This window comes from Uliginosibacterium flavum (assembly GCF_040566545.1).
GTDB classification, from domain to species: Bacteria; Pseudomonadota; Gammaproteobacteria; order Burkholderiales; family Rhodocyclaceae; genus Uliginosibacterium; species Uliginosibacterium flavum.
Genome location: NZ_JBEWZI010000002.1, coordinates 35,276 through 50,474, shown reverse-complemented (window position 1 = coordinate 50,474; position 15,199 = coordinate 35,276). Strand labels below are relative to the sequence as shown.

Sequence of the window (15,199 nt, the reverse complement as noted above, 5' to 3'; positions counted from 1 at the left end):
AAATTCCGGTATCGGTGAAAAGGATAAGAGCCACTCCCCAAATTTGGGTACTGGTGAAAGCGAGCGGCCTCTAGGAGCTAGGGGCTACTCAACCGAACAAGACGCAATCCCCGCCACTTGCGGTCAGGCGGGTTTCGATTCCTGCAGCCGATACAGGAGCTTGACGTATTCCACTGTCAGTCTGCGGTTTTCGGCGTTGAGTACGCGGAAGGTGCAGCGCAACTCGACGGCATCTTCGGCGTAGTCGTCAGCTTGAAGTGCTGTCCCCGTGGCTTCAACGCTGCCGGTGATCTGGTAGAGCGTGGATACATTCGTGCCGAGCGCTGCGGCAATCCTCATGAGCAACTCAGAGGATGGTGTTTGTTTGCCTAATTCCACCCGCGACAGATTGCTGGCATCGGTACGGGCGTCAAATGCCAGTTGCTCCAGCGTGGCGCCCTTTTCTTTCCGCATGCCGCGAATAACTTGGCCGATATCGATCATCCGCCAATTTTCAGAATCAAATGGCGTAGCCGCAAAGGCGTGTATGTCTAATGCTCGGCTACAATTGGCGATTTCGCCAATTTTACCGGTCTGTTTGCGGCCGAGACCCAGTGGAGCACACACGATGGGCATAGCCATCCGGCAGGAGCAGGAAACCCGCTTTGTCGAATTGATGACCGAACTTTTCCAGATGGATGAAGCCGAGGCACTGGATTTCGGCATCTACCGGGTGATTCGCCGTCACAACAAGGAGGTGAAGGCTTTCCTTGGTGAAGTAATCAAGGGGAAAGACTTTAAACAGCTTGAGGGCGGCAAATTGGCCGAACTCCTGGACACGGCTTTTTTGCAGCTCGACCATGAAGCGCAGGCCGACGACAAGCTCCGCATCAAGGAGTTGGAAGGTCAACTCGGCCTCAAGCCCGGCATGACCCAGCAGCAGCGCGAAGCCACCCTCGCCCAAGCCGAGGGCATCCCGGCCGTCAAGGCATTGGCGGCGGAGTATCGTAGCCGCACCGAAACGCTGGCCGGGCAGCAGACCGTGCAGGATGACCGCGCCGAGGCGCTGAACCGGCTGTACCAGTTTTTCTCGCGCCACTATCAGGACGGCGATTTCATCGTCGAACGCCGTTACGGCAAAGGTGGCTCGCGGTACATCAAGTCCACGGGCGAGGACACCGAGTTCCACTGGGCCACGGAAGACATGTACTACATCAAGTCGGGCGACATCTTTACCGACTTTCCGGTGCGCTTGGCCGGTGGACAGCGCATCGTCTTCAGCGTGGAGCCGGACAGCTTGCAAACAACCCGTGCCGCCCTCAAGCCCAATGACAAAGCTCATTACGAGCTGCACACCGTCAGCAAAGCGGGCGAGGCGCACAAGATCAGCCTGCACTATCTCAAGGGCGCGCAGAGCGACAAGCAGAAGAACGAAATCGTCGCTGCTGTCCGCAATGCCGTTGGCGGCGAGGACGCAGACATTCGTCGCTGGCTCAACGTCTTCGTTGCCCGCAACCAAAGCGACTTCTTCATTCACAAGCGACTGAAAGAATCCCTGCGCGAAGACCTCGACATCTTCATCAAGACTGAAGTGCTCGATGCCGATCAGTTGCTGGCGGGCGGCGATTTACCGGCACGGGCATTCAAGACCGCGCGCATCGTTCGTGACGTAGGCGCGCAGATCATCGATTTTCTTGCGGCGCTGGAAGGCTTCCAGAAAGCCCTGTGGGAGAAGAAAAAGCTGGTCTTTGAAACCCGCTACGTCATCACGCTTGACCGGCTGGAGCGATACTGCCCGGACTGGCTGGCGCAGCACGTTGCCACCATCGTGAAAAAACAGCGGGCGGAATGGCTGGAGTTGGGGCTGGGCGATTACGCCGCCCCGGATGCCTGTGTGCGCAAAACGGAAGGCGATCTGGCTACGCCTGCCTCCGCGTGTTACCTGCCGCTGCCGGTGGATACGCGCAATTTCGATGTGGATTTCAAGTGGAGTTTGTTGGCTGCCGTGACCGCTGCGGCAGCACTGGATGAGGCTATCGATGGCATCGCCATCCAGTCGGACAATTGGCAGGCGCTGAATACGCTGCAAGAAAAGTTCTGTGGCCAGATTCAAGCTTTGTACGCTGACCCTCCGTACAACACCGATGCAGGCCCTATTGACTACAAGAATGGATATCGAAAAGGCTCTTGGGCATCTTTGATACAAGACCGTTTTCTGTTGGCTAGACGCTTGTTGCGTCTGGACGGGATTGCATGCGCAACCATTGATGACTACCAGCAGCGCGAGTTGCACACCATCATGGAGCAAGTTTTTGGAGCAGATAACAGAGTGGGGACAGTCGCCATTCGTGCAAACCCACGAGGGCGTCCGACGAAAACCGGTCTGGCTGTCGCGCATGAATACGCCATTTTCTTCAGGAACGATCCATCAAGCGTCCTTGAAAAAATAGAGCGCACCCAAAAGCAGCAAGATCGCTATCGAGAGTCTGATGAAGAAGGCGTGTTCGAATGGATGAATTTTCGTCGGCAAGGCTCCAACTCCGACCGTTCGGCGCGCTGGCGGCTTTACTACCCGATGTTTCTTTCTGCTTCGTCGCTACGTATCCCAAAAATCGTCTGGAATGAGGGCAGCAAGGAGTGGCTTTTGCAGGAAAAGCCCAAGAAAGGCGAAGAAATTGTTTTTCCTATCGATGAGGAAGGGCAGCAAAAAACATGGCGCTGGAAGCATGACGAAGTAACTGCCAATCCAGACGAATTTCAAGTCAAGGATGATCGGTCTGGTCGGCGCTGGGTGTACTTCAAATATCGTCCAAACCAAAAAGGGGTTCAGGCAACAACGATCTGGGCTGAGGCACGACACTCAGCAACAGAATATGGCACTGCGATAATAAAAAAGCTGTTTGGAAAGAACGCGTTTTCGTATCCGAAGTCATTTCTCGCGGTGCAGGATTGCCTCAAGGTCACAGGGCTTCGAGACGATGAGGGTTGGTGTCTGGATATTTTTGCGGGTTCTGGAACAACGGCTCATGCGGTTGTCGCAATGAACGCTGATGATGACGGGCGGCGTAAATTTCTGGTCGTCGAGACAAACAAGTATTTCGAGTCTGTAACGCTCAACAGGGTCAAGAAAGTCATTTCGTCCCTCGAATGGGAAGGCGGTTTGGCTGTGAGCGTCAGCGGCCCCGGCGGATTTGTTCGCGTGCAGCATCTGGAGCAATACGACGACACGCTGGAAAGTCTCGATGCCGGGAGCTATGCGGGAGATTCCGGCGACCTGCCCTTTGAGGATGCGGCTTTTGCCCTGCGCTACCGCCTTGACCAGACGGCGCATGGCTTATACACGAGCATTGGCCAGTTCGCCTCGCCCTTTGGCTATCAATTGAAGCGTGCGCAGGGGGGCGGTGAATCGCAGCCTTGTGATGTCGATCTGGTGGAAAGCTTGCCCTATCTGCTGGGGCTGGATATCAGCCGCCTGTACCGCGAGCCGCAAGGCGTAGTGATGCTGGGCCGTAATCGGCGAGAGCAGCAAGTCGCGGTTTTTTTCCGTGACTGCGCCGCCAGCGATTCGGCGGACTGGGTTGCGGCGAAGCTGGCAGAGCATCCGGCCGACCGGGTGTATGCCAACGATCCGGCCAGCCTGAGCTTTGATGGTTGCGAGCGACTAGAGGCCATCGAAGCGGTGTTTGCCCTGCAGTTCGGGAGGGCGTGATGGCGGCCAAGCGTTCCGGCCATGCCCGGCTGAAAGCCGCGCTGGTGCTGCGCGATGCGCTGGCGCAAGAGGTGGGCTTGCCGCTCGCAGCCGCGATGGCACAGTTGCGCACGGTAGAAGGCAATGTCAGCACGGCGCAGGCATTGACGGAAGGCAAGTATCTGGATGCGCTGGCCTCAGTCAGCACGGGCGATACAAGCCATCTGGCCGAATTGGATGGTCGAGTGCGGATCGCCTGCAGCCGTGCACAGCTTGCACCGCGTTACGCCCAGTATCTGGCTCTGCTGCTGTTCGCGCATTGGGCCTCTGCGCTGCAGGATGATGCTGGCGCACTGTTGATACGCCTTAATGCATGGCTGTCGGCGCACAAGCCCAAGGGCGAGGATGTGCCGGACTTCACCGAGGCTGACCTGCAACTGGCGGCATTCTGGATGGCGACTGCCGCAGGCAAGACCCATGTGCTGCATGTCTGCCTCGCCCTGCTGGAAAAACAGGCGTGGGATCGGCTGATCGTCATCACGCCTTCGGAAGCCCTGACGCGCCAGCATGCCGACAAGCTCCGCGCGCTAGGCGAGTGGGAGGTGTTTGCCTACCCGATGGATGGCGATGCTTCAGCCATGGGGCGTTTGTCGCCGGAGACGGTGATCGTGCTGGACATCAACAAGCTGGCGACCGACAAGAAGGGCGAGGGCGTGACGGTGCCGACTTCGGTCTTCAGTGAGGGGCGCAATCTGGTTTTCGTGGATGAAGGCCACAAGGGGCAGAAGTCCGAGGCCAGCGTCTGGAAGGAAATCCAGAGCACGCTGGCAGGCATTGGTGCTGAGCAGGCCAAGCACAGAGGGCTGCTGATCGAGTTCTCGGCCACTTTTGGCCAGGTGGTGGAGGGCGAAAACAGTTTCTCCCGCTATGCCAAAGCCGTGGTCTTTGATTACGCCTACGACCGCTTCCACCAAGACCGCTACGGCAAGGATTTCTGGCATGTGCGCGTGCAGTCCAGCACGGATGCCGACGATGCAGCTCAACATGAAACGCTGACGGCGGCGCTGTTGGCGTACTGGCATCAGGTGGCGAGTTTCCGCTCTGCCGATGCCAAGAAAGCGGCGAAGCAGGCCAATCTTAAAGTTGCGGCGCCCCTTTGGGTGCTGCTTGGCTTGTCTGTCATCGGTAGCACTAAGAACGATGGCGACAAGGAGCAGACTTCTGATGTGGTGGATGTGCTGTGCTATCTGAACGGCATCCTGTCTCAGCCGGATCGTTTGTACGAGAACCTGAAGGGCCTGCTGGCCACGGCCACTGAAGGCGCCGACCTTTTGCCTGCCAGCGTGCGCGCGGTGGTAGTAGGGGTGGATGCCAAGAGCTTGGCGGGTCGCGTGCTGGCGGATTGTTTTGGCTGGCAGGCGGGTGACAAGCCGGTGCTGCGGCTTGTGAAAGCGGCAACGGGCGAACTGGGCTTGGGACTGCTACGCGGCGACGTGACGCATTACTGGGGCGTGGTCAATGTAGGCGATGCTGCCGGGCTCAAAAAGGCGCTGGAGGCTACAGGCTTGGCAGTAGAAGACGATGCCATGACGGGCTCGCTGTTTGCTCGCCTTGATGCGCCCGGCAGCGGCCTGAATGTGCTGGTTGGTTCGCGGCGCTTCGCTGAGGGCTGGGACAACTACCGGGCGTCCAGTTTGACCCTGCTGCGACTTGGGCAGGGCGAGGGCTCGCTCATCATCCAAATGTTCGGTCGCGTGGTGCGCTTTGCGGGCGTGGGTGGCGATGGCAAGCGGCTGGAAAAACCTGCCGATGTATTGGCGCCGCTGCAGACTGCTTATGTCTATGGGTTGAAGTCTGGCTATCTAAACACCTTCTTGCAGGGGCTGTCAGACAACGGCGTGCATGAAGTAAAGCGGGTGGAGTGTGGCGTCCACAAACACGCACCCATGTTGCTACAGTCGGTGCGCGCCATTGCGCCTGACAAAGCGGACTTCCAGACGCTCGTTACGGGCAGCCAGTGGCTCTCCAGCGTCAAGAAAACGACGGTCTCTCTGGCGGCTTCGATTGCTACCTCCGGGATGCAGGACGGCGCTGTGTCAGCCCGGCAAGGTGTGGCAGGGCAGGACATAACCGCCGACTTCCAGAAAGCTCTTGGCTTGATTGACCGCGATGCGGTGTACCGGGAAATGGTGGAGTGGAAGCGCAGCAAGCAGCTCTGGAATTTTGCTTTTGACATGGGCGCGATTGATGCGGCGCTGAACAGCAGCAAGTTCGAGATATTAGGCCTGCCGGGGATGTGGAGGGTGCGCGAGCCGGCCGATATTGCCCGCATCAATCGGCTGGCCGTCACCATCGTTCGCCGCTTGTTTGAAAGCGCCTACCGCAAGCAGGAAAACAAACGGAGTCGCTACGCCTTGATTCCGGCAGTGAAGAGCGGCATCCCTGACCTGTATTACAAGGAATTTCTGAATGTCGAGTAAAAACAAGAACCAGCCGATTCAGGCCGGGCTTTTCGGAGCGGCTCTTTCTTGCCCGAACGTGAGCGGCATGCCGATTATCGTTGAGCCTATGGGCGGCATTGAAGTCTTGGCTCCGGGCAGCGTGTATCAGCCGCTGCTGCTGTCGTCCAAGAGCGATGAGGTTGATGTCGGGCCGGGCAAGCTTGATAGCAACGAGGAAGCTTTTGTCCGTGACTTGATCCGCTACCTCTACCCTGCAGGTGACCATCCGAAAAGCGACAAGACGCCACTGAAGTGGGGCAGCAAGGACATCTGGCTGAAACGGAATATCGAAAAAAACGATCAATCCTTCCGGCTGCGCGTGGACGACTCTGATTGGTTTTATCCGGATTTCATCGTCTGGATTCTGGATCACGAAACCAAAACTCAAACCTTTGGTTTTGTTGACCCCAAGGGGCTGACGATTGGCGCGGGTGGCGGTTGGTCGGATTACAAAATCGTCTCCACGCTCTACATGCCGCACGTTGTTGAGAGGCAGCTTCTGGCCAGCGGGCAGCCGGTGGAGTTCGAGGGTGAGGTTTGGAATTTCCGGGTGCGCGGGGTGCTGGCCTCAACCTCATCACTGGATAGTCTGTCGGCCCAAGCGAAATTCAAAATCAACGATGAAAACGGGCTGTCTGTGTTCCCTGACGAAGGGGATTTCATGCGGGCTCGTATCGTCTTCCAGAAGCCCGGCACCCGACCGTACATCGAAGATGTGCTGCGACTGCTGACGCAAGACTCTTCTGTGGATGAGGTGTTGAAGTTGTCGGCACAGGTTTTTGATGCGCAGTCCTACTTCATCCCCGTTGATGAGCTGGGGCACGACTTGGCGTTGCGACATGCTGAACACGGGCAAAGCGAATCTGGATTTGTGGACGCACTACTGGAGGATTACCTCAAGCCTGATGTGCATGGGCAGTATGGCAAGCTGGCCAGCGAGAAGCGCAGGGCGAAATTGATGAACTATGCGAAGGAAGGGACGCTGGGCTTTGGCGCGGAGAAGATCGCTGACATACGCGACCATCCGAAGCCCTGCGAGGAGCTGTGGAAGCGAATGCAGGGAAAAAAATAGACTCACTGCGCTAACCGTTACGCTGTTTGCAATGGAATTCGCATGAGGCTCATGCTGTGAGTCTGTGGTGTGGCAGAGTGAGTATGTGCCCGGCATTCACGCCGGGCGTAATTTTGAGGGGATGCTTAAATGCACGAGTTGCAGAGAATCAGGCTGGTAGAGATGGCTGGCGAGGGCGGCGGGGTTGACCTGTCCATTGAAATCACTCCATTTGGGACGATTGGCTTTCGGGTCAGCAAGCAGTCCGACGCGGCATATTTTGAAGAGCTGTTGGGCGAGGACTTTTCGGCAGAACGCGTAGCGGCTGATTCCCCCTTGCTGGCCGATTGGGATTCGGCGCTGCAGGCCTTGGATCAAATGAGTGCGTACTGGCCAATGCTGGCCCCGGTGTTTTTGCATAGCAGCGTTCGAGAGCGAGTGCTGCAAGTGTTGAAGGAACGTGCGGCCGAATGCCCGGAAGCACGGATGGGCGACTGGTGGGCGGCCCCATCGGAGGAATCTGCATTCGGAGGGGAGAGCTTCAAGTCTGGCCCTTGGGACAAGAGGCAGGCTTTCAAGGAGGCGTGAGCGTGATCTATCACCCTCGTTTGAACGAGCAGGGCCAGAAGCATCCAATCTACAAACCGCATACGCCCAGCGAATTAAAAAGCTGGGGTGATGCATCAAGCATTGTCACGGCAACACCTGACTGCGACATGTCTGCTGGCATCAACGGAAAAGCGCTCACCTCTGGCGTAATGCCGGAGACGCGCGAGCAGTGGGAGGAATGGGCGGGGTGTTACGATTTTGAAGAGCCGGATTTCGTTCTCTCCAAGGGCATGAAAGAGGCAGCCGGGGCTGTCGTTATTGAGGATGACGGACGCGTCTGGGTGGTGTCGCCAAGCAACGAGTTTGGGGGCTACGCGAACACCGTCCCCAAGGGGCGAACCAAGGGCGTTTTGTCGTTGCGCGCGACTGCGCTGAAAGAGGTGTTCGAGGAAGCCGGGCTGATGATTGAGCTGACCGGTTTTCTGGTTGATGCTGACCGGACATCTACGCGAACCCGCTACTACCTTGCCCGCCGTATCGGCGGCAATCCTGCCGAGATGTGCTGGGAGTCGCAGGCGGTGCACTTGGTGCCGTCGCAGCAATTGGAAACCTTCGTGACCAGCGAATTTGACGCGCCGGTGATATCGGCCTTGCGTTGCCACCTTAAGGCGCAGGCGGCAGAGGTAAAGCCGAAGGTTGCTACTGCGCTGGACTGGAAAACATTGCCTTTCGGGCGCGATGTGATGGGTTGGGCAATCAACCGGAACTTCGGTGCGCGGCAGTTTGCAAACCTGCGGCTGGGCATGATTCCTCACTCAGATGACGACAAGTGGTTTGCCTATTTTTCCGGCAATGTGTTGCACATGTATCGCAGTTGGACGGGCCACTACTTCTTCAGGGTGTATTTCATTCCGCAGGAAGAGGGCGCCATTGCCACGGTGGCAGAGGCCAATCTCGACCGAGAATACTTCGAAGGGACTGAAGAAAAGGCAAAGACGCTGTTGATGGACATGCTGGATTACTTTGCTACGGATGTGGCACACAAGCTGTATTGACGCGACTGAAATCTGGCTGCATTTGCAATGCGTCATCTATTGGATAGGACTGTAGATATGTGGATTTTTCTGAATGATGCGTACCTGTCGGTGGTCGACAAGGGCGACACGACGGGCCAGACCTTGCTGGTGCGTGCGCGGCACAAGGGTGATATCGAGCGCGTGTTTCCGCAGGCCCAGGTGCAGGTTGGGGGCGGCACAGATTACAAGTACCGTGCTCGCATTGATCGTGAAGCGGTCGCGCTGCGCATGGCCGATGCCGTGCGCGCGACGAATTACGGCAACTTCAAATCGAGCGTGAAGGAGCGGCCACGGCACGATGCATATATGGGCGTATGGGAGGCTATGTATGCCTTTCAGGCTCAGGAATGCGCCAAGTGAGTCAGGTGAAATCGCAGGCGTACCTTGGCAATCCCGAGGTGGTGACCATGCTTGTGGGCCGATTCTGTGCCGAGTTCGAGGAGCTACTTTCGAGCCCTGTCCGGTTCGACAAGGTGATGTTCCGCGATAAGTGCAACGCCCAAATACGGCGGTATGCAGACATCTTTGCAGGCCGGAATCCTGATTACCAGATCATCGAAGGCTTTACTGAAGTCAAATTGCCGATGCGATTGCGGGCGGCCCTTGGGGAGTTTTGGATCAAGAACCAAGCCAACTGGGAGGGGGACGACCTGTGCGTTTTCTTCGAGTGGCTGCTGGTAATGCTTTTCGACTTCATCAAAAAGGCCAGCGGCGATGACATGCTGCTGGAAATCATGGCCAAGCCAAGCATTCAGTCGTCCGTGAGATTGCTTCTCGGGATGGAGATGCGGGCGGCGTAGTGCCGTTTTCAATACGCGCGGCGGATAAGGAATTGGCTGATTTATACGCGGCGAGGATTGCTTGAGATTTGCGGGAAGGGGTCGCGTTTCAAACGCACCCCTTTGGCCCGAACATGGCGGTTGGGTTGTCGCTCTTTTTAGGAGTTGAGCGACAACTTCGACAACTTGGCCGACAACTTACGGGCATTGGCGGCATCAAACCGCACGCGGTAAAAAACCAGCTCTGGCGGCGCTGAACTGAGGGAATGGCAATGAATCAATCAAGAATACGGTGCGCAGCTATTTCCTATCGTCAAGGCTTCGTCGAGGTACTGCCCAACATTCATGCTGGCCTTGTTAACCTTGAAACGTGGCGGCTTAATCCTGAAGTTGATGCCAATTGCAAAGTTTTGGCAGATGACATCGTCACCTCCAATACGGAATTGGAGATGACTGTCGCCGAAGCAGAAAAGCTGGTTGAAATGCTGCAAGCTGCCATTCGGGTGGCGGTGGCAAGCCCCCGAAAACCGTGACCGACTACCGTGTGATCGGGCGATACTACCCAGATTCTGGGTAGTTGATTGTGCCGCGCCTTTTTTGGCGCGGAGCGACAACATCGACAACTTGGCTGACAACTTGCGGGCCTCGGCTGCTTCAGTCCGCATGCGTCACCAAGAATGGCCACCGCACACGTCCCGTGCGTCTGTCATTGTCGTCAGGGCCGGGCTTATAGCCTTCGCAGCGGCGCGGTAAGTCGCGGATCGGTTCGTAGTTCGGGCTGGCGGCAATCTCTCTGCGCTGGGCTGCGAGGCATCTTCCTTTATGACTCAGTTGCGCGCACTGGTTGCATGTTCGTCTGTCATCTTCGATATTTGGCGCCACCGAGGGCGGGCGTGAGCGTTCGAGGTAGTAGTCGCGAGCGCTTACGTCGCTGCGGCAGACATGCAGGACTTCATTGATGATGACCGGGTCGGCCTCGCCCAGCACGGTGAGCCATGCCCTGATGGTATCTTCTTCCACAGGGAATAATGGGCGAGGACGTGCAGCATTCATTCCCGCATTAACTGCGGGAGGCTTTGCTACTGCTACGATTGCTATTCTTGCTACGGTTGCCGGCTTTGTGCGCTGAGATGTAGCAGAAGTAGCAGGTGTAGCAGTAGCTGACGGCTCTTTCTTTCGGATCAGTTCGGCGAGGATCATGCTGTCACCTCGCCCATGAGCAAGGCCGGATTAACTTGAATGCTTGAGCGGCGGCCGTCCTTGATCAACCGGACACGATCCAGTTGTGCAAGCTCGTGGATCGCCGCATCCAAGAGTGTGCCGTCGCGCAGGGGGCCGTGCTGGCGAGCATGATTTTTCCCGACCGAGCAAGATTGTTCGCGCGTGCAGCAAGCAATCAGCCAGGTATCGAGGCGGCAGGCGTTTGCGAGTTCGGCGGGCATGGCCAACGCGTTGAAGAAACGTTTGGCTTCGCTGAGGTGCCATGCGGCGATTCGGCTGGCGCCGTTGAACACTTCGGCGCTGATGGCTCCATCCCCGCCTTCAAACAGGTGGAGCAATGCTGCGAGTCGCGCAGCATTGTCGGCGGATTTGCTGGCTACATCGCGGATATCGCACAGTTCGCCGCCACGAGCCAACTCAGCTTCAACCGCATCGTGGTACGCAATCCATGCAACCTTGGCGTCGGGGGAGAGCGGAAGCATGATCGGGTTGAGTGCTCCGTCTGCATCAATCGGGGCAGGCATCTCCAGAATCGCGGCAAGGCGCTGATGAAAGCGACTGACACAAGGCCAATCTGCCGGAGCCTCACTGAAGGGGCGAAAACCTTGGGTGGAGTCCGGCCATGCCACCAAGAAACGGGCGAGGAAGCCTGTGCCGCGAGCCAGCGCGCCGGAGCGGCCAATGAATTCACGCACTGTGGCTTCCTGTACTTGCAAAGCGACCGTGAGCCTTGCCCCGCGAACGGTAAAGGAATCGCTGGAGCGACGGTCAATGTTCAGCGGGGTGGCATCCCAGCACTGGTTGAGTGTCGCCATGTTTCGCATGGCCGAATCTTTGCCCATGCCATGTGACCCGAACACAATGCCCGCTTCGGCTGAAACGATGCCAGCGGAAGGCCATTGTTTTCCGAGGCCATAGGCAAGAGCCTCAGGTGTCGCATCGGCGTACAGCAGCCGGGGGATACGCAGAGCGTCCGGTTTTTCGTGTTCAAGGTCACGCAGGGCCTTTTCGATGCCATCAGTTGCCTTGCCGGATTTTGCGAGCGCGCGGATTTGTTCCTTCAGTCCGGCATTCTTGGCCTCCCACGCCTCCGTGGCTGCCGCGTGATCGCGTTTCAGGGATTTGGCTGCTTCTGCTTGCGCGTCTTCGTACTCCCGGATGGGTTTCGTGAAAAAACCATCACAGGTGGACTTCCGTTCTCCGCTGTCGGCAATGGTCAGCAGGAAGAGCCCGGTCGGGCCGGTCAGCTTCTCGGCGCGTTTCACATCCACATGCGCTTGCGCTGCGAGCGACACAGCTGCGAGCGCGGACGAGGCCACAAGCGGCAACGGCGCTTTGACGAACCCTGCGACCTCCTCGACAGCGTAGCGGATCGAATCCGGGAGCGCATCCAGCGGGTACGGCTCCGACCTGACTTTGACGGACAGGGGTTGCGGATCAGGCCACTTCCCGTTGTCAGCGTTGCCGAAGGCGTGTTCGGGCGAGGCGTCACTCGCCATGCCTAGCGCAATGCTGTCAAGGAATGACGCGCCGTGTGCAATGTGATTATCCATGCCCATACCCCCCGGCCGTCAGAGCGGCTTGAATGCGCCCGATAGCCAGCATCAGTCGCTGACGATCTACATCAGAGAAGGTATGCCCGGAGAGCAGGGCGGCCCCTGCGGTTGCGACGACCAGTGCTTCAAAGGCAATGCAGCGCAGAATGTCTGCGGCCGGGAAGGGGCGACGTTCACGCTGGGTATGGTGACTATCAACCTTTTCCGGGAACAAGTCCGAAAGCGTCAGGCCGAGAGCGGCAACTACTTCATGAATGCTGCAGCCCCCGAAGCAATGCAAAAGTACGCGACCGTCATCCATCTCCCGAAGTGTGAGTGACGGAGATTTGTCTGTATGCGAGGGGCAGCAGGCAACATAGCTGTGCTGGCCGGTACGCCGGGGTTTGTCGAGGCGGGAAAGAATGGTTTCGATGCTCATTGCCGCGCCCTTATGCCGTTGCGCCAGAAGAGCGTGCGCGTGCTTCGAGCCATGCATCAAGATCGGAGCGGCGGTAACGAACCATGCGGCCGACTTTGAAAAAGGGCAGGGCGTAGCGGCCGGTACTCCTCCATACGGACAAAGTGCCCGGACTTACGGTGAGGTGGTTTGCTGCCTGCTTTTCATCCAGAAGTTCGTCGAGTTGCGCGGTGACGACAGTCCGTTGTGCCATGGTAAAACTCCAGATAACCCCGCTGTGTTGCGGTATGGTTCCGGAGGATAGGCATGTAGTCGTTAATCTCGAATGTGAAGAATTGGGGCGAATTCTTCACATGGACTCGCGCAAAAATTCAAGGTAGTTCGCAGCAGCTTCGGCCCCCAATTGTTCCTGACGCAGGATGTTTTGATAGTGTTGTGCGCCCGGTGTTCCTAAACGGTATGCGCTATCAGCGCCGCTGGGACTCAAATGGTATTTTTTTCCAATAGCTTCAACGGCATCCTCGCGCAGCATTCCTTTGCGTCTGAGGTCATCGATTTCGATGGCGATGACTGTGTGGCGTGCCTGCTTTTGTGTCCCGCCGACGCTTTGCTTGAGGCATAGCGCATTGTTCGCATCAATGCCCGCCTCAATGGCAGCAAAGGCCTCAATGAGGTAGTTGGCCGCCATGATCGGGATGTTGGCCGCAATGGTGTGTGGTTGGGTAGGGTCATCCAAGGGATGTCCCGCAAGAAACGCACGCGTGACTTGGCGCATCAAACTGAGCGCCCCGTCCTTGTCGTTTGGCGACCAGCGGGATTTTCTGAGTTTAGGTCTGGATTTCCTGACTTTGGATGTGTTCATGCCGCTTCGTTTTCGGATGATTGAGGGTTGTCGGCTTCAGGCGTAACGGCCTTGGCCTCCCGCATAGCGGATGTGGCGGTATTGACGGATTGGCGTACCGGATCGAGGTCGAGTCGGGCGTAGATGGCTGTGGCCTGCAGACTTTTGTGATTCAAACTTTTTCCAATGATGGCAAGGCTGGCTCCGGTACGGGCCTGCCAGCTGCCGAGCGTACGCCGCAAGTCGTGGAGGGTGACGCCGTTGGGTACGTCGCGCCCGTAGGGGATTCCGGCCCGTTCCATAACGCGGATGACGGCTTTCTTGGGCTCTTCAACGTGCCCACTTTCGCCGTTTCCGGGGAATACGAAACCGTTGCCGGTGGTTTCTTTACGGGCCTTCAGGAGCGTTACTGCTTCAGGGCAAAGCGTAACTGTTTGCGGTTCGTCGTTTTTGGTGCGAGGGATGCGCCAAGTGCTTGAACTCAGATCGATCTCTGTCCAGTGCATTGCGCAGAGGTTGGCGCGGCGAGCGCCCGTGAGTAGCGCCAGCAAGATAAAGTCACGCATGGTGTCGTTGGGCTCCTCAGCAAGTGCCACGAAGAAGCGAGGCAGTTCATCAGAAAGGAGGAAGCGGTCGCGGCTGACCTTTTTTCCGGCCACTTTTACGCCCTGCACAGGGTTTGCTTCTAGGTAGCCCCACTCAATCGCTTTGGCGAACACAGATGAAGCCAGCGCCCGGATGTTTCGCACTGTCGCTACCGATTTGCCCGGCTTCTCTGCCGTGCCTTTTTCGGCATCACTCAGGGCCTTCGCAATCATCGCGCGGGTGATTTCTGACAGCTTGTAGTTGCCCATCGGCTTTTTCAGGTAGTCGCGAAAGCGTTGTTCATCCGCAGGCCAAGCCCGTTTTTTTGTGCCGTGACGGGATTCGTACTCAGCAAAAAACTCAGTGAGGGTGGGCTCAGCCTTGAATATCCGCTTTGCTTCCGCAGGGTTTGCACCACTGGCGAAGGCTCCGAGCACTTTTTGTGCTTCTTCGCGAGCGCGTTCTACCGTCATCTCAGGAAAAATGCCGAGTTTGACCCAAGCCATAGCACTGCCAGCCCGCTTTATGACGTAGAAGGTTTGTGTCCTGGCGTGAGTCATGCGCAGGGCCAGTTTAGGGATCTCTGTGTCGTAAATGGTCAGGCGTGCGCCCATAGGAGGGGGCTGTAGCGCAAGCAGCGCGGTTTTCGTGAATTTTAAACGTTCCATATTCACCTCGGATTTGTGGGCTAGCACTGGGCTAGCACGGGCTAGCAAATTTCATCAAATTTCATGCTAGCCTGTTAAGGTGATTATGTCGTGAAAGCTATGCTGCGTATAGGTTTGTTAAGGTTGGTTTGTCTTGGTTGTTTTATGGGCTCACGGATTCATAACCCATAGGTCGGCGGTTCGACTCCGCCCATCACCACCAATAAATTCAAAGGGTTAGCTTCGGCTAGCCCTTTTTCGTTTACGGCCCGGTTGCTGACGGGCGAGCTTTGCAGAAGCCTTCGAACGTTGCGGCGCCGTCTTCTTGC

At 57.3% G+C, this 15,199-nt stretch carries 15 protein-coding genes; 8 read left to right on the top strand and 7 right to left on the bottom strand.

Features of this window, described 5'->3' with window-relative positions:
- Positions 1-123: 123 nt before the first annotated feature.
- On the bottom strand, positions 124-453 hold the full coding sequence (locus tag ABXR19_RS01960) for a helix-turn-helix domain-containing protein (protein ID WP_354599401.1): 330 nt from the start codon (positions 451-453) through the stop codon (positions 124-126).
- Here ABXR19_RS01960 and ABXR19_RS01955 point away from each other — a divergent pair.
- The 8 genes from ABXR19_RS01955 (at position 338) to ABXR19_RS01920 (ending at position 10,156) form a co-directional block, all read left to right on the top strand.
- On the top strand, positions 338-3,688 hold the full coding sequence (locus tag ABXR19_RS01955; RefSeq protein ID WP_354599400.1) for a DNA methyltransferase: 3,351 nt from the start codon (positions 338-340) through the stop codon (positions 3,686-3,688). The two genes, ABXR19_RS01960 and ABXR19_RS01955, sit on opposite strands and share 116 nt — an antisense overlap.
- On the top strand, positions 3,688-6,147 hold the full coding sequence (locus ABXR19_RS01950; protein WP_354599399.1) for a DEAD/DEAH box helicase family protein: 2,460 nt from the start codon (positions 3,688-3,690) through the stop codon (positions 6,145-6,147). Before ABXR19_RS01955 ends, ABXR19_RS01950 begins: the two co-directional genes overlap by 1 nt.
- Positions 6,137-7,240, top strand: coding sequence for a hypothetical protein (locus ABXR19_RS01945; RefSeq protein WP_354599398.1), 1,104 nt, complete (start codon positions 6,137-6,139; stop codon positions 7,238-7,240). The genes ABXR19_RS01950 and ABXR19_RS01945 overlap by 11 nt, the downstream gene beginning before the upstream one ends.
- 129 nt (positions 7,241-7,369) lie before the next feature.
- Positions 7,370-7,807, top strand: a complete 438-nt coding sequence (locus ABXR19_RS01940) for a hypothetical protein (RefSeq protein ID WP_354599397.1) — start codon at positions 7,370-7,372, stop codon at positions 7,805-7,807.
- Between the two features lie 2 nt (positions 7,808-7,809).
- Positions 7,810-8,823, top strand: a complete 1,014-nt coding sequence (locus tag ABXR19_RS01935) for an NUDIX hydrolase (protein ID WP_354599396.1) — start codon at positions 7,810-7,812, stop codon at positions 8,821-8,823.
- A gap of 57 nt (positions 8,824-8,880) precedes the next feature.
- Positions 8,881-9,204, top strand: a complete 324-nt coding sequence (locus ABXR19_RS01930; protein ID WP_354599395.1) for a hypothetical protein — start codon at positions 8,881-8,883, stop codon at positions 9,202-9,204.
- Positions 9,201-9,644 (top strand): hypothetical protein, encoded by a 444-nt coding sequence (locus ABXR19_RS01925; RefSeq protein ID WP_354599394.1) that lies wholly within the window; start codon positions 9,201-9,203, stop codon positions 9,642-9,644. Before ABXR19_RS01930 ends, ABXR19_RS01925 begins: the two co-directional genes overlap by 4 nt.
- 245 nt (positions 9,645-9,889) lie before the next feature.
- Complete coding sequence (locus tag ABXR19_RS01920; RefSeq protein ID WP_354599393.1) at positions 9,890-10,156, top strand: hypothetical protein; 267 nt, start codon at positions 9,890-9,892, stop codon at positions 10,154-10,156.
- 121 nt (positions 10,157-10,277) lie between these two features.
- On the opposite strand, the gene ABXR19_RS01915 is transcribed toward ABXR19_RS01920, so the two are convergent.
- From ABXR19_RS01915 to ABXR19_RS01890, 6 genes are all read right to left on the bottom strand, one after another.
- Positions 10,278-10,823, bottom strand: coding sequence for a hypothetical protein (locus tag ABXR19_RS01915; protein WP_354599392.1), 546 nt, complete (start codon positions 10,821-10,823; stop codon positions 10,278-10,280).
- Positions 10,820-12,397, bottom strand: coding sequence for a YfjI family protein (locus tag ABXR19_RS01910; RefSeq protein ID WP_354599391.1), 1,578 nt, complete (start codon positions 12,395-12,397; stop codon positions 10,820-10,822). Before ABXR19_RS01910 ends, ABXR19_RS01915 begins: the two co-directional genes overlap by 4 nt.
- On the bottom strand, positions 12,390-12,818 hold the full coding sequence (locus tag ABXR19_RS01905; protein ID WP_354599390.1) for a CHC2 zinc finger domain-containing protein: 429 nt from the start codon (positions 12,816-12,818) through the stop codon (positions 12,390-12,392). Before ABXR19_RS01905 ends, ABXR19_RS01910 begins: the two co-directional genes overlap by 8 nt.
- A gap of 10 nt (positions 12,819-12,828) precedes the next feature.
- Positions 12,829-13,050, bottom strand: a complete 222-nt coding sequence (locus ABXR19_RS01900; RefSeq protein ID WP_354599389.1) for a helix-turn-helix domain-containing protein — start codon at positions 13,048-13,050, stop codon at positions 12,829-12,831.
- Positions 13,051-13,146: 96 nt separating this feature from the next.
- Positions 13,147-13,659: a hypothetical protein gene (locus ABXR19_RS01895; RefSeq protein WP_354599388.1), complete on the bottom strand. Its 513-nt coding sequence runs from the start codon at positions 13,657-13,659 to the stop codon at positions 13,147-13,149.
- Positions 13,656-14,891 (bottom strand): tyrosine-type recombinase/integrase, encoded by a 1,236-nt coding sequence (locus ABXR19_RS01890; RefSeq protein ID WP_354599387.1) that lies wholly within the window; start codon positions 14,889-14,891, stop codon positions 13,656-13,658. The genes ABXR19_RS01895 and ABXR19_RS01890 overlap by 4 nt, the downstream gene beginning before the upstream one ends.
- Between the last annotated feature and the right edge of the window lie 308 nt (positions 14,892-15,199).

What these genes read in the sequence shown, in the direction of transcription:
- ABXR19_RS01955 (WP_354599400.1), top strand. Translation starts at nt 338, where the DNA reads ATGAGCAACTCAGAGGATGGTGTTTGTTTGCCTAATTCCACCCGCGAC.
- ABXR19_RS01960 (WP_354599401.1), bottom strand. Translation starts at nt 453, where the DNA reads ATGCGGAAAGAAAAGGGCGCCACGCTGGAGCAACTGGCATTTGACGCC.
- ABXR19_RS01950 (WP_354599399.1), top strand. Translation starts at nt 3,688, where the DNA reads ATGGCGGCCAAGCGTTCCGGCCATGCCCGGCTGAAAGCCGCGCTGGTG.
- ABXR19_RS01945 (WP_354599398.1), top strand. Translation starts at nt 6,137, where the DNA reads ATGTCGAGTAAAAACAAGAACCAGCCGATTCAGGCCGGGCTTTTCGGA.
- ABXR19_RS01940 (WP_354599397.1), top strand. Translation starts at nt 7,370, where the DNA reads ATGCACGAGTTGCAGAGAATCAGGCTGGTAGAGATGGCTGGCGAGGGC.
- ABXR19_RS01930 (WP_354599395.1), top strand. Translation starts at nt 8,881, where the DNA reads ATGTGGATTTTTCTGAATGATGCGTACCTGTCGGTGGTCGACAAGGGC.
- ABXR19_RS01920 (WP_354599393.1), top strand. Translation starts at nt 9,890, where the DNA reads ATGGCAATGAATCAATCAAGAATACGGTGCGCAGCTATTTCCTATCGT.
- ABXR19_RS01915 (WP_354599392.1), bottom strand. Translation starts at nt 10,823, where the DNA reads ATGATCCTCGCCGAACTGATCCGAAAGAAAGAGCCGTCAGCTACTGCT.
- ABXR19_RS01910 (WP_354599391.1), bottom strand. Translation starts at nt 12,397, where the DNA reads ATGGATAATCACATTGCACACGGCGCGTCATTCCTTGACAGCATTGCG.
- ABXR19_RS01905 (WP_354599390.1), bottom strand. Translation starts at nt 12,818, where the DNA reads ATGAGCATCGAAACCATTCTTTCCCGCCTCGACAAACCCCGGCGTACC.
- ABXR19_RS01900 (WP_354599389.1), bottom strand. Translation starts at nt 13,050, where the DNA reads ATGGCACAACGGACTGTCGTCACCGCGCAACTCGACGAACTTCTGGAT.
- ABXR19_RS01895 (WP_354599388.1), bottom strand. Translation starts at nt 13,659, where the DNA reads ATGAACACATCCAAAGTCAGGAAATCCAGACCTAAACTCAGAAAATCC.
- ABXR19_RS01890 (WP_354599387.1), bottom strand. Translation starts at nt 14,891, where the DNA reads ATGGAACGTTTAAAATTCACGAAAACCGCGCTGCTTGCGCTACAGCCC.